The following is a 13,599-nucleotide window of genomic DNA, read 5'->3' as shown; positions in this document are numbered from 1 at the left end:
TCATCCCACGCGGCGCCCCGTCAGTGGGGCCGTCGCGTCGCCGCTGCCCGCCCGTACGCCCCGCAGGAAGGCGTCCAGCGCCTCCAGAGACGTACGGGTCGGTTCCCAGTCCAGCTCACGGCGGGCCCGCTCGGTGGACAGCAACGGCAGTCTGAGGGCCGCGTCGAAGAGGCCGGGGGACGCCCCGGCGACCCGCAGGCGCCAGGCCGCCGCGAGCAGACCGCGCGCCGCCCCGCTCGGCACCTTCACCGGCCGGGCGTCGAGGAGCGCGGAGAGCGCGGCCGTGTCGACGACCGGGTCGGCCGCGATGTTGAACGCGCCCCGGACGTCCCGTACGAGCGCGCGGACGTAGGCGTCGGCCGCGTCGTCGGTGTGCATGGCCTGGAAGCGCAGCCCGTCCAGCTCGGGGAGGAGCGGCAGCAGATCGGGACGCATCAGCCAGCCGGGGAAGAACCGGCCCGCGAAGATCCGCCGCTGCTCGCTGGCCGACTCCTCCTTGAAGAGGAAGCACGGCCGCATCCGCACCACCCGCGTCTGCGGATGGTCGCGCTCGAAGGTGTCCAGGACCCGTTCCACGTACGCCTTCTCACGGGTGTACGCGGCGCCCGGCCAGCCGTGCGTGGGCCAGGACTCGGAGACCGGCGCGCCGGTGCCGGGCCCGGGGGAATAGGCGCCGACGGATGAGGCGTACACCAGGGCCGGCACGTGCCCGGCCGCGACCGCGTCGAAGACCCGCAGCGCCCCGAGGACGTTGGACCGCCAGGTCACGGCCGGTTCGTGGGTCGGCTGGAATGCCCAGGCCAGGTGGACGACGGCGTCGGCGTCCTCGATGTACCGCGCGAGCCTCGGCTCGTCGCCCTCCAGCGACAGGTCCACCTCGGCCCACTCGGTCTTCTCCAGGGACAGCGAGGGGGTGCGGCGGGCGAGGCCGAGCACCGAGGAGATCCGCGGCTCCCGTTCCAGAGCCCGGACCAGACTCGTCCCGACATTGCCCGTGGCGCCCGTGACGACGACCTTGAGTCCCGTACTCGCCTTCATGGAATCGACCATCCGCCATCCGGAGCGCGGCCGCACGCCGGACCCTGCTCCGTGACGGACCGTGTTCGCATGGGTCGCGCGGGTGACCCGGCGACCCGAATATGGAGCGACGGAGGGAGGGGGGTCGCGCCAGGAGGCCATGATGTTGATGCCCGACAGAAACACCGTCGACCAGCTGCTGCGGCACTACAGGGCCCAGGAGCGGGGTGTTCTGGCCAGGCCCTGCGACCTGTCGATCCGTCGCCGCTTCGAGGACACCGCGTACACGCTGTGCGTGCTGATGGGGGAGCGGACCGCGCGCGAGGCGGTGCACGCCGCCGAACGGTACGTCGGAAGCCCGAGCCCAGCGCCCCGCCAGACGCTGGAACGGCTCCCCGGCTCCTGACGGGGCCCGTTCGCCCTCGATGGGGCAGACGATGCGTTCCGGTGCATGAGTGGGGTAGACCCCTGTACGAGCACGGAGGGAGGCGGGTGACTCGATGGCGTCGGAGCGCTTCGCCGTCACGGCCGGGACCGGCCCGGGACCCGGTGAGCCCGGTGCGCCCGGTGCCGTGGTGCTCTCCCTCACGGGAGAGCTCGACCACGACACGGCGGGCACCCTGCGGCAGGCGCTGGAGGAACGGAACGGCGCGGAACTGATCCTGGTCGACTGCGAGCGGCTGAGCTTCTGCGACTCGACCGGTCTCAACGTGCTGCTGCGGGCCCGGCTGCAGGCCCTGGAGTCCGGCGGCCGGCTGGAACTGGCGGGACTGCGCCCGCCCGTCTCCCGGATGTTCGAGATCACCGGGGCGCGGACCGTGTTCCGCGTGTACGAGAACGTGGCCGAGGCGCTCACCGACCGGCGGGCGAGCGGCTAGAACACGCGAGGGCGGAGGGTGTGGTGGGCGGGAACGCCGTGGACGAGGGCCAGGTCCGGCGGCTGGTGCTGTTCGGGACCAAGGGAGTCGTCACGCGCTGCCGTGACTTCACCGAGGCGGCGCTCGGTGACTGGGGCTGGATCCCGGCTGAGGACGACGAGGGCCAGGAACGGGCCGAGGACGTTCTGCTCCTGGTCTCCGAGGTCGTCACCAACGCCTGCCTGCACACCGACGGCCCCGAGGAACTGGTCCTGCGTCAACGCGACGACCACCTGCGCGTCGAGGTCTCCGACGCCAGCCCCGAACTCCCGAGGCGACGGCAGCCCAGGGCGCCGTCACTGCCCGGCGGCCACGGCCTGATGGTCCTGGACCGGCTGGCAGGCGCCTGGGGATCCGAGCCGCGCGGGCGCGGCAAGGTCGTCTGGCTGGAGGTCGCCCGCCCGGGGCACCTGCGCCGAGGGGCGGGTGCCTGAGCCGCACGTCACCGGTGCTGCGCGTCCTCAAGCAGGCCCGTGCGGAGTTCGTCGAGGATCCGGGCGAGCAGCCGGGAGATGTGCATCTGCGAGAGTCCGAGCCGCTCGCCGATCTCCGCCTGCGTCAGCTCCGCGCCGAACCGCAGCACCAGGATCCGGCGGTCCCGCGCGTCGAGCCGCGCGATCAGCGGCTTGAGCGACTCCAGCGCGTCGATCAGCTCGAAGGCCCCTTCCTCCGCCCCGAGCCGCCGGGCCCCCTCCGTCACCGTCGACTCGTCGTCCCAGGCGGGCGTGTCGAGCGAGCGGGCGACATAGCCGTTCGAGGCCTGCTCGCCCTCCGCCACGCTCTCCTCGTCCACGTGCAGATGGGCGGCCAGCTCCGCGCGGGTCGGACGCCTGCCGAGCCGCTGCTCCAGCGTGTCGACCGCCTTCGCCAACTCGATGCGCAGCTCCTGAAGACGGCGCGGCACCTGGACGGCCCAGCTGGTGTCGCGGAAGAAACGTTTCATCTCCCCGACGATCGTGGGCAGCGCGAAGGCCGAGAACTCCACCTGCCGGCCCGTCTCGAACCGGTCGATCGCCTTGATCAGGCCGATCGTGCCGACCTGGACGATGTCCTCCGTCGGCTCGGCGCGGTTCCGGAAACGGCGGGCCGCGAACTTCACCAGGCTGAGGTTCAGCTCGACCAGCGTGTTCCGTACGTACGCGTGCTCCGGCGTGCCCTGCTCCAGCTTCTCCAGCCGGGAGAAGAGCGCCGTGGAGAGCGTCTGGGCGTCGCCGGTGCTCACGTCGGTGGGCCGGTCGATCTCGGGCAGGCCGTCCAGCGCGCGCTCGCGCACGGCGGCCTGCTCGGCCTCCGCGTGGGTGCGGGCCGTGGTGGGAAAGTTCCGGTCGGTGGACATGCGGCTCCCTCGACGGGTGGGGCGAGCCATCGCCGCCGGGTGGGGCGGCGCGGTCCGTCGTTCGAGCGTCCTGAGGCAATTATCCCCCGGATGGGTGATTTGGCATTGTCCGTTCGGGCATCGGCCCCCTATGACGACGACCGGGCGGGAGGACGCCGGGCTCGCCCGCCGGTACGAGCTGCGGGACGGCCCAGGCCTGGTGGGAGAGTGCCGCGACCTCACCCGGCAGGCCCTGCACGACTGGTTCGGCCCGTTCGGCGGTGCGCGGGACGTGCTCGTCGAGGACGTCCTGCTCCTTGTCTCGGAGGTCGTCACCAACGCGTACACGCACGGTGGCAGACCGTACGAGCTGCGCCTCGACGGCTCCGCCGACCGGCTGCGGGCCCAGGTCAGCGACACCAGTCCGGTCCGTCCGCGTCCGCACGGCCCGCACGTGGCGGCCCGGCCCTCCGGGCACGGGCTCTACCTGCTGGAACGGCTCTCGACCTGCTGGGGCTGGTGGCCGCGCGGGGAGGGGAAGACCGTCTGGTTCGAGGTCGCGATCACCGACGCTGCCCCCGCGCCGGGCCGTGCCTAGAGTGGAGAAACGGGACCGGGCATGGTCGCGTACCGTATCCGGCCCCCTACCGGACCCGTACCCCTCCGTGCAGCGTGAGGACCGCGATGGAGAGTTCCCACCGGTCGGCCGCGTCCGACAGGCCGCACGTGCCCCCCGACCGACTCGGCGACGACGGGGTCGAGGACCGTCTCGGTGACGACGGGCTCGCACGGCTGCTTGCCGGGCTCACCGCCGTCCGCGACGGCGACCTGTCCGTCCGGCTGCCGGAGTCCGCCGGAGGCATCCTCGGCGAGATCGCGGCCGTCTACAACGACATGGTCGACCGGCTCTCCCTGGTCACCTCCGAAATCACCCGCGTCGCCGGCGAGGTCGGTGGGCAGGGCCTGCTCGGCGGCCGGGCCCGCGAGCCGCGCGTCAGCGGGGTGTGGCTCGAACTGACCTCCGGCGTCAACACCATGGCGGACAACCTGACCTCCCAGGTCCGGTCCATCGCCCAGGTCGCCGGAGCCGTCGCCCAGGGCGACCTGACGCGGAAGATCCGGGTCGACGCCCGGGGCGAGATCCTGGAGCTGAAGGAGACCATCAACACCATGGTGGACCGGCTGTCCTCCTTCGCCGAGGAGGTCACCCGGGTCGCCCGCGAGGTCGGGACGGAGGGCAAGCTCGGTGGCCAGGCCACCGTCCTGGGAGTCTCCGGTACCTGGAAGGACCTCACCGACAACGTCAACTCGATGGCCGACAACCTGACCAACCAGGTCCGCAACATCGCCCAGGTCACCACGTCCGTCGCCCAGGGCGACCTCACCAGCCGCATCGACGTCGCGGCGCGCGGCGAGATCCTGGAGCTCAAGACCACCATCAACACCATGGTCGACCAGCTCTCCTCCTTCGCCGCCGAGGTGACCCGGGTGGCCCGCGAGGTCGGTACGGAGGGCAAACTCGGCGGCCAGGCCGAGGTGGAGGGCGTCTCCGGCACCTGGAAGCGGCTCACCGAGAACGTCAACGAACTCGCCGGCAACCTGACCCGGCAGGTCCGGGCCATCGCCGAGGTCACCAGCGCCGTCGCCGAGGGCGACCTCACCCGGTCCATCACCGTGGAGGCCCCCGGCGAGGTCGGCGACCTGCGGGACAACATCAACGCGATGGTCGAGTCGCTGCGGGCCACCACCCGCGCCAACGAGGAGCAGGACTGGCTCAAGACCAACCTCGCCCGGGTCGCGGGGCTCATGCAGGGCACCCGTACGCTCCCGGCCGTCGCCGAGCTCATCATGACCGAGGTGCCACCCCTGGTCTCCGCCCAGTACGGCGCCTTCTTCCTCGCCCGCCACGACGAGCGCGGCACCGAACTCGTCGTGACCGCCTCCTACGGCTCCCCCGACGAACCGGACGCCCCGGCCCGCCGGTTCCGCCTCGGGCAGTCGCTCGTCGGCCAGGCCGCCCACGACCGCCGCACCCTGGTCGTGGAGCACGTGCCGGCCGGCTACGCCACCGTCGCCTCCGCGGTCGGCTCCGGCGAACCCGCGATGCTGGTCGTCCTGCCGATCGTCGTGGAGGACCAGGTCCTCGGCGCCGTCGAACTCGCCTCGCTCCGGCCCTTCACCGACCTCCACCGCGACTTCCTCGAACGGTTCGTGGAGACCGCCGGCGCCGTCGTCAGCTCCCTCGTCGCCAACCTCCGTACCGACGAACTCCTCGGCCAGTCCCAGCGACTCACCGACGAACTGCGCTTCCGCTCCCAGGAGTTGCAGGCCCGGCAGAAGGAACTCCAGCGCTCCAACGCCGAACTGAAGGAGAAGGCGGCCCTCCTCGCCGAACGCAACAAGGACATCGAGTCCAAGAACCTCGTCATCGAACAGGGGCGCCAGGAGCTGGAGGCGCGCGCCCAACTGCTCTCCCGGACCTCGATGTACAAGTCCGAGTTCCTCGCCAATATGAGCCACGAGCTGCGCACCCCGCTCAACAGCCTGCTGATCCTCGCCCGGTTGCTCGGCCAGAACCCGGAGGGGAACCTGACGGAGAAACAGGTCGACTACGCCGAGGTCATCCACTCCGCGGGATCCGACCTGCTCCAGCTGATCAACGACATCCTCGACCTGTCGAAGGTCGAGGCGGGCAAGATGGACATCCGGCCCGAACGCTTCGCCCTCCACCACCTCCTGGAGTACCTGGAGGCCACCTTCGGGCCGGTCGCCGACGAACGCGGCCTGGCCTTCTCCATCACCGTCTCCTCGGACGTGCCCGAGGAACTGACCACCGACGAGTCGCGGTTGCGGCAGATCCTGCGCAACCTGCTGTCCAACGCGCTGAAGTTCACCGACGAGGGAGCGGTGGAGTTCATCATCGAGTACGCCGACGCCGACGAACCGCCCCTCGCGCTGCGCGGGAGCGGACCCGTCCTCGCCTTCCGCGTCAGCGACACGGGCGTCGGCATCCCGGCGGAGCGGCTCGACGACATCTTCGGCGCGTTCCAGCAGGGCGACGGCACCACCGCCCGCCGCTACGGCGGCACGGGACTCGGGCTCTCCATCAGCCGCGAGGTGGCCGGGCTGCTCGGCGGGACCATCGACGTCCGCTCCACCCCCGGCAAGGGCAGCCGCTTCACGTTCTACCTGCCGGCCCCGCGGCACACCGCGCCCGTGGGTACGAGCGACGGCGACCCGGTCACGGACACCGAGCCACCCTCCACCGACACGGACCGCGCGGCCGAAGCACCCGGAACCCGCCCCGCCGACCACCAGGACCCCACGACCTCCGGCCGTACCGTCCTCGTCGTCGACGACGACGTGCGCAATGTCTACGCGCTCACGGAGGTGCTGGAGGGGCGCGGCATGCACGTCCTCCAGGCCGACAGCGGCAGGGCGGGCCTCGCCCTCCTGGAGGCGCACGACGAGGTCGAACTCGTCCTGATGGACGTGATGATGGCGGGTCTGGACGGCTACGCGACGACCGGGGCGATCCGCGAACTCCCCGGCCGCAGGACCCTCCCCGTCATCGCGGTCACCGCGAAGGCCATGCCGGGAGACCGCGCCCGCGCCCTCGCGGCGGGCGCCAGCGACTACGTGGCGAAGCCCGTCGACGCCGACGAGCTGATGGACAAGGTCCGCCACTGGCTGGCGGGCCCGACTCCGTGACGACGCGGGCTTTCGTCACCGCACGAGCACGGCCACGACGCTCGTGTCGTCGTCCGTGTCTCCGGGGGCGGCGTCCAGGAGCGACTCCACCTGCTCGTCCGGCGGGTGGCCGCTGACGAGGGCGGCCTGCTCGGCGAGCCGGGCGAGCCCGTCGTCCAGACCGTCGTGACGGCGTTCGATCAGCCCGTCCGTGTAGAGCAGCAACGTGTCGCCGGGCCGCAGCGAGGTCCGCCGCTCCTCGTACGCGTACGAGGGCACCGCGCCGAGCAGGACGTCGTGCGGCGGGTCGAGCAGCCGCGCCTCACCGTTCCGTACGAGCACCAGCGGCAGGTGCCCCGCGCTCGCCCAGACCAGCACCCGCGCCACCGGGTCGTACAGCGCGCACACCGCCGTCGCCGTCGGGTGTCCGCTGGTGCGCAGCGTCACCTCGTTGAGCCACCCCATCAGCCGCCGCGGCGACTCGCCCGTGCAGGCAAGACCCCGCTGGGCGTTGTGCAGCGCCACCATGCCGGTGACCGAGTCGATGCCGTGCCCGGCCACGTCCCCGACCGCGACGAGGATCCTGCCGTCGGGCAGCGGCTGGACGTCGTACCAGTCGCCGCCCACCCGGTACTCCTCGGCCGCCGGCCGGTACCGGGCCGCCACGACGAGTCCCGGGAACTCCTGGAGGTCCGGCACCTCGGGCACGATCGCCTGCTGGAGCTGGAGCGCGATCTGGTGCCGCAGCTCCGCCCGGGTCCGTACCGCCGTCAACTGGTCGAACGTCGCGTTCAGGGCCGCCTCGACGCGGCGGCTCGCGGACACGTCCTGGTACACCCCGGCGAAGCCGGTGACCGCCCCGGCGTCCAGGAGCGGCTCGGCGGCCACCCGCACGTGGCGCACGGTGCCGTCGCCGAGAACGATCCGCAGCACCGTCTGCGCCCCGGTGCGCCGCTCCGTCAGCGTCCTGAGCAGGCCGGTCAGCGCCTCCCCGTCCTCCGGGTGCACCAGGCCGCGCAGCCCGAGCAGCGGTACGGGAGGCTCGTCACGGGACCTGCCGAAGACGGCGTACGCCTGCTCCGACCAGACCGTGCCGCCGTCGGTCAGGCTGTCCTGGAACAGCGCCACGCTCTGCAGCCGGGCCACCGCGCGCTCCGACGCGAGCCCCGGATCACTGGCGGCGTGCCACAGCACGACCGCGCGCTCGGGCCCGGCCGGCAGCACCCGTACGTCGAGCAGCGTCGGCGGTCCTTCGTCGTCGGCCCGGTCCTCGGGGTCCGTCGGCGGCCCTGCCGGGAGTCGGGCCACGCGCTGGGTGCGGGCCGTCCGGTGGGCGCGCCGGGCCAGGTGGGCGAGGTCGGCGTGGACGTGCGGGAGGGCGAGGGACAGGGACCGGTCCTCGGCCGGCGGGGCGCCGCCGAGGGCGGCGCCGGCGTTGTCGTTGAGGTGCTCGACCGTGGGAGGCGCGGTGGGTGTCTCGGCCGGCGGGGCGAGCCGTAGCAGCATCGCCGGGTGGACCAGGGCGTCCAGGACGTCCACGAGGCCCGGCACGGCCGACGACGGCGCGTCGGCCGCGTCGAGGACGGTGCCCGCCACGTCCGTGAGCCCGACCAGCGCCTTCCTCAGGGCCGCGTCGAGGACAACGGGTCCTGGCCACGCGACCAGGGCCAGGCCCACCGTCACCCCGCGCGACCGCAGCGGGAGGAGCGCCCGCGCCGAACGGCGGGCGGGGCCCGGCAGGACGTCCCCGGCCTCCGGGCCGTCGTCCAGCCAGACGGGGGCGCCGTCGGCCAGGACCGTGCGGAACGCGGGCGGGGCGGCCGGGGGGATCCACTGCCAGGCCGCCGCCTCCGCCGCCCCGACGCCTGCGTGGCCGGCAAGGCGCAGACAGCCCCACGCGTCGCGCCGCCAGAGCCAGAGGCACTCCGCGCCGAGCGGGACGAGCCCGCCCTCCAGCAGGGCGCGGGCCGCCTCGCCGACCGTGTCCGCCGTCTCGGCCGCTGCGGCCGCCTGCCGCGCCCGCCGTTCCTCGGGGGTGCTGAAGACGACAGGGGCGGCCGCGGCGGGCTCCGCCCGCACGGCGGCGGACGGCTCCGAGCCGGACAGGCCGGCGACTCCGTTGACGACGTCGGCGGCGAGATCCTCCACGCCGAGGCCGGTCGCGTGGGAGAGGGCGGCCAGGTGCTCGGCCGCGTCGGCGGGGGAGGCGCCGAGCTGGGCCGCGAGGACGCCGGTGGCCAGATCGATCAGATGTCGGCGGGTGAGTTCGGCGCGCAGTCGCCTGTTCTCGGCCGAGAGACCGGTGATGCCGGGCCCCTCGGGACCCGCCGCGGACGTCGTCACGACTCCCTGCCGTCCCTCCACCAGGTGGTTGTCCGGAACGCTCGTGTTCGCTCAGGATTCTACCGTTCTGGTCCTGTGGTGAGGTGTGGCCCGAGGGCGGATTGGGGAGTGTTCCGGGGCGCTGCGCGGGTACCCGCCGGGGCGGAAGGGGATTGGCGTGCGGGTGGAGGTGTCCGGTGATGGACGAAGCACGGCTCTCGCAGCGTGAGCGGCGCATCCTGGCCGAGATGGAGCGGGATCTCCGTGCGGACACGTCGCCGGAGGACGGGTCGCGGGATGGCGTGTCGCCGGGTGGCGGGTCGCGGGACGACGTGTGGCCGGAGCGGGGCCGGAGCCCGGTCCGCCGCCACGCGCTGGCGGTGGCCGTCGTGCTCCTCGGCGTCCTGACCCTCGGGCTGCTCGTCCTGGCGGTCATGTCGGGTGAACCCGCTCTGATCTGGGCCTTCGCGGTCATGTGGGTGCTGACCCTGACCTGCTTGATGAAGCTGGTCATCCGCTGGTCCCGCCACCTGAAGCCGAGGTCCTGGCCGACCTGAGGCCGAGGAGACGTGCGGCACGGCGTCGCCCGGGCCCGTTGTCAGTGGTGCCCGGCACGATGGAGACCATGACGACGACTCCGGTTCTCGCCGATGCCGCCGCGTACGCGCGGGCGGTCGAGGATGCCAAGCACGCGGCCGCGGCCTACTACGCGGGCGGTACGTCCCCGCTGGACGACGACGCCTACGACCACCTCGCCCGGGCGATAGCGGCCTGGGAGGCCGACCACCCCGACGAGGCGCGCGCCGACTCCCCGACCGGCAAGGTCGCCGGGGGCGCGGCGACCGGGGACGTACCGCACACGCGGCCGATGCTCTCGCTCGACAACGTGTTCTCCGCCGAGCAGTTCACCGCCTGGGCCGCCTCCCTGGAGCGGCGGATCGGCCGGACCGTGGAGCGGTGGAGCGTCGAACCCAAGCTCGACGGACTCGCGATCGCGGCACGCTACGAAGAGGGGCGGCTCGCCCGCCTCATCACCCGGGGGGACGGCACGGCCGGGGAGGACGTGTCGCACGCCATCGGGACGATCGTCGGTCTGCCGGAGCGGCTCGCCGAGCCCGTCACGGTCGAGGTCCGCGGCGAAGTGCTCATGACCACCGAGCAGTTCGAGGCCGCCAACCCGGTCCGGGTGGCCCACGGCGGCGAGCCGTTCGCCAACCCCCGCAACGCGGCGGCGGGCACCCTGCGCGCCAAGGACCGGCCCTACCGGGTCGAGATGACCTTCTTCGCCTACGACATGCTGCCGCTGGGCGCACCGGAGAGCGATGCAGGGACGGGGGTCGGTGGTGCCGGTCTCGGCGAGGCGGCCCACAGCGAGCTGCTCGCGCGGGCGGTCGCCCTCGGGCTGCACACCTCGGCCGCCACCGCCGTTCCCGGCCGGATGGTGACCGGCGCGGCCGAGGTCCTGGTCAGAGTGGAGGAGATAGCGGCGCTCCGGGCGGAGCTTCCGTTCGGGATCGACGGGATCGTCATCAAGGCCGACCTCGCCGCCGACCGCCGCGAGGCCGGCGAGGGCTCCCGCGCGCCGCGCTGGGCGATCGCGTACAAGCTCCCGGCCGTCGAGAAGGTCACGCGGCTCCTCGCCGTCGAGTGGAACGTCGGCCGCACGGGCATCATCGCGCCCCGCGCCGTCCTGGAGCCGGTCGACATCGACGGCAGCACCGTCACGTACGCCACGCTGCACAACCCCTCGGACATCACCCGCCGCGATCTGCGCCTCGGCGACCAAGTGATGGTCCACAAGGCGGGCGACATCATCCCCCGCGTCGAGGCGCCGGTCGCCCACCTGCGGACCGGGGAGGAGCAGCCGATCGAGTTCCCGCAGACGTGCCCGCAGTGCGGTTCGGAGATCGACCGCAGCGAGCAGCGCTGGCGGTGCGCACAGGGCCGGAACTGCCACCTCGTGGCCTCCCTCTCGTACGCCGTCGGCCGAGACCAGCTCGACATCGAGGGGCTCGGCGTCTCCCGGATCGTCCAGCTCGTCGACGCCGGACTCGTCGCCGACGTGGCCGAGCTCTTCACGCTCACCCGCGAGCAGCTCCTGGGCCTGGAGCGGATGGGCGAGACCAGCGCGGACAACCTGCTCGCCGCGCTCGCCACCGCCCGCACCCGACCGCTCTCCCGCGTCCTGTGCGCGCTCGGCATCCGGGGCACGGGCCGCTCCATGTCCCGCCGGATAGCCCGCCACTTCGCCACCATGGACGCCGTCCGCGCGGCCGACGAGGAGGCGATGCGGAGCGTCGAGGGCATCGGGGCGGAGAAGGCGCCGGTCATCGTGGCCGAGCTGGCCGAGCTCGGCCCGGTCGTCGACAAGCTCGTCGCCGCCGGGGTGAACATGACCGAGCCCGGCGCCACCCCGCCCCCGCCGCCGGGGACCGGCGCCACGGACGCGGGCGCGGACGTGGCGGCCGGGCCTCTCGCGGGTCTGGCGGTGGTCGTCACCGGAGCCATGACCGGGCCGCTGGAGGCCCTGAGCCGCAATCAGATGAACGAACTGATCGAGCGGGCCGGGGGGAAGTCCTCCTCCAGCGTGTCCAAGCGCACGGGGCTCGTCGTCGCCGGCGAGAAGGCCGGGTCCAAGCGGGCCAAGGCGGAGGAGCTGGGCATCCGTCTGGTCGGTCCCGAGGAGTTCGCCGAGCTGCTCGGGGACTTCCTGCCCGCCTGACAGGAGGGCGGGGAGCCGGTCGTGCGGCGTGCACCGGGGCCCGTGGCGTGAGGCCCCGGTCTCTCGTGGCGCCGCGCGACCGGCGGTCACATGCCCCCGTCGCCCCGCCCGGCCGACCGGCGGCGCCAGACCCAGAGCGAGAGCGCGGCGCCGAGCGACGCCCCCACCAGGGCGAGCGGAAGTCCGGCCCAGGGGCCCGAGGGAACGTCCTCGTGGCGTACGGCCTTCGCGGGTCCGGCGAGCGCGGCCACGTCCTCGGAGACCGTCACCGCGCCGGTCCGCCGTTCGGTTGGCGCCTGCGGACCGGCCTTGGGGCCTGCCTCGGGGGCGGCCTTGGGGCTTGCCTTCGGACCTGCCTCGGCGGAGGCCTTGGGACCTGCCTTCGGGCCCGCCTGCGGTACGGCCTCCTTCGCCGGCTTCCCTGTGGCCTTCTTCACCTGACGGTCCTTCGACCGGTCCCGTACGGCCGACGGAACCAGGGAGCCGACCGGCTGGACCCGTCCCGCCGCGTCGAAGCCCCAGTCGAGCAGCGTCCGCGCCTCCTCGTACACCGCGAGCCCGCCGCCCCACTGCGGGTTCATCACCGACACGACCAGCGTCCGCGAGCCCTGCCGGGCGGCCGCGATCAGGGTGTTCCCCGCGTTGCTGGTGTAGCCGTTCTTCACGCCGATGAGCCCGGGATAGCGGCTCACGCCGTCCTCGCCGGTCAGCAGCCGGTTGGTGTTGCGGATGCCGTACGACCAGCCGCCCGCGGGGAACTCCGCGTACGACGTGGAGCAGTACCGGACGAAGTCCCGGTCCTGCAGCCCGGCCCGGCCGAAGAGCGCCAGGTCGTAGGCGGAGGACACCTGCCCCGGCGCGTCGTACCCGTCAGGGGAGACCACCCGGGTGTCACGCGCCCCCAGCGCGCGGGCCTTCTCCTGCATCTGACGGGTCATGGACTCCCAGCCGCCGTTCATCGCCGCGAGCACCCGCACCGCGTCGTTCCCCGAATTGAGGAAGACTCCGTTCCACAGGTCCGAGACCTTGTACGTGAGCCCGGCCTGGACCCCGACCATGCTGCTGCCGCTGCCGATCCCCGCCAGTTCCGATTCGGCGACCGTGTGCTGTTCCCTCTGATCGATGCGGGGGAGCGCGGTCACGGCGAACAGGGTCTTGAGCGTGCTGGCGGGCGGCAGCCGCCGATGCGCGTTGCGGGCGGCCAGGACCTCCCCCGTGGAGGCGTCCGCCACCAGCCAGGAGAGCGCGGAGACGGAGGACGGCGCCTCCGGCCCGCCGGGCAGCGGCTGGACCTGGGTCCCGGAGCGGTGGAGCCGGGCGGGATCGACGAAGCGTTCGGCAGGAGGCGTGGGTTCGGTGACGGTGGAGGCCGCGGCTGTCGGTGCGGGCAGCACGAGCAGCAGCGCCGCGGCACCGGCGGCAGCGTGGTGGACAGCTGACATGACGATCATTCAGCCACCGTAGAAAGCGGGACCGTCGCTCGCAGATCGGAGTGCGCCGACCGGCGTATTACGAGTGGCGTACGGGCGGTTTCCGGGCCTCTGCGTGGCGTCGGCGTGGCGTCGTCGGGACGTCGGCGGGGCCTCGTCGGGTGGCGCGTGACGGTCCGTGAGGCC

11 protein-coding genes are annotated in these 13,599 nt (G+C 73.2%); 7 read left to right on the top strand and 4 right to left on the bottom strand.

Annotation, left to right across the window (positions count from 1 at the left end):
* Nucleotides 1-1,038, bottom strand: a complete 1,038-nt coding sequence (locus tag AB0F56_RS14020) for an NAD-dependent epimerase/dehydratase family protein (protein ID WP_362008254.1) — start codon at nt 1,036-1,038, stop codon at nt 1-3.
* Between the two features lie 142 nt (nt 1,039-1,180).
* Between AB0F56_RS14020 and AB0F56_RS14015 the strand changes: the two genes are divergently transcribed.
* The 3 genes from AB0F56_RS14015 to AB0F56_RS14005 all read left to right on the top strand — a co-directional run bounded on the left by AB0F56_RS14015 (nt 1,181) and on the right by AB0F56_RS14005 (nt 2,368).
* A complete protein-coding gene (locus AB0F56_RS14015) occupies nt 1,181-1,423 on the top strand; it encodes a DUF5133 domain-containing protein (RefSeq protein WP_362008251.1) in 243 nt (80 codons plus the stop codon).
* Between the two features lie 94 nt (nt 1,424-1,517).
* The gene (locus tag AB0F56_RS14010) at nt 1,518-1,895 is read left to right on the top strand and encodes an STAS domain-containing protein (RefSeq protein WP_362008249.1); all 378 of its coding nucleotides are present in this window, start codon (nt 1,518-1,520) and stop codon (nt 1,893-1,895) included.
* A gap of 23 nt (nt 1,896-1,918) precedes the next feature.
* Complete coding sequence (locus AB0F56_RS14005) at nt 1,919-2,368, top strand: ATP-binding protein (RefSeq protein ID WP_362008246.1); 450 nt, start codon at nt 1,919-1,921, stop codon at nt 2,366-2,368.
* Nucleotides 2,369-2,376: 8 nt separating this feature from the next.
* Here the strand turns inward: AB0F56_RS14005 and AB0F56_RS14000 are convergent, their stop codons facing one another.
* Nucleotides 2,377-3,270, bottom strand: a complete 894-nt coding sequence (locus AB0F56_RS14000) for a SigB/SigF/SigG family RNA polymerase sigma factor (protein WP_362008243.1) — start codon at nt 3,268-3,270, stop codon at nt 2,377-2,379.
* A gap of 130 nt (nt 3,271-3,400) precedes the next feature.
* On the opposite strand from AB0F56_RS14000, the gene AB0F56_RS13995 reads away from it, so the two are divergent.
* The gene (locus AB0F56_RS13995) at nt 3,401-3,847 is read left to right on the top strand and encodes an ATP-binding protein (protein ID WP_362008240.1); all 447 of its coding nucleotides are present in this window, start codon (nt 3,401-3,403) and stop codon (nt 3,845-3,847) included.
* 128 nt (nt 3,848-3,975) lie between these two features.
* Nucleotides 3,976-6,960 carry a HAMP domain-containing protein gene (locus AB0F56_RS13990; protein WP_362008237.1) on the top strand — a complete coding sequence of 995 codons (2,985 nt, stop codon included), beginning with the start codon at nt 3,976-3,978 and terminating at the stop codon, nt 6,958-6,960.
* Between the two features lie 15 nt (nt 6,961-6,975).
* Here AB0F56_RS13990 and AB0F56_RS13985 read toward each other — a convergent pair whose 3' ends face one another.
* Entirely contained in the window at nt 6,976-9,282 is a 2,307-nt protein-coding gene (locus AB0F56_RS13985) for a SpoIIE family protein phosphatase (RefSeq protein ID WP_362008235.1), read from the bottom strand.
* A 179-nt stretch (nt 9,283-9,461) separates the two neighbouring features.
* Here AB0F56_RS13985 and AB0F56_RS13980 point away from each other — a divergent pair, with 179 nt between their 5' ends.
* Together AB0F56_RS13980 and ligA are read left to right on the top strand one after the other, a co-directional pair.
* A complete protein-coding gene (locus AB0F56_RS13980) occupies nt 9,462-9,818 on the top strand; it encodes a hypothetical protein (RefSeq protein WP_362008233.1) in 357 nt (118 codons plus the stop codon).
* Between the two features lie 59 nt (nt 9,819-9,877).
* On the top strand, nt 9,878-11,983 hold the full coding sequence (gene ligA / locus AB0F56_RS13975; RefSeq protein WP_362008230.1) for an NAD-dependent DNA ligase LigA: 2,106 nt from the start codon (nt 9,878-9,880) through the stop codon (nt 11,981-11,983).
* A gap of 86 nt (nt 11,984-12,069) precedes the next feature.
* Here ligA and AB0F56_RS13970 read toward each other — a convergent pair whose 3' ends face one another.
* Nucleotides 12,070-13,434, bottom strand: a complete 1,365-nt coding sequence (locus tag AB0F56_RS13970; protein WP_362008227.1) for a serine hydrolase — start codon at nt 13,432-13,434, stop codon at nt 12,070-12,072.
* Nucleotides 13,435-13,599: the final 165 nt, after the last annotated feature.

Origin of the sequence: Streptomyces sp. NPDC026092 (assembly GCF_040638605.1) — a bacterium.
Classification (GTDB): Bacteria; Actinomycetota; Actinomycetes; order Streptomycetales; family Streptomycetaceae; genus Streptomyces.
This window is presented reverse-complemented; position numbering and strand designations above follow the sequence as displayed.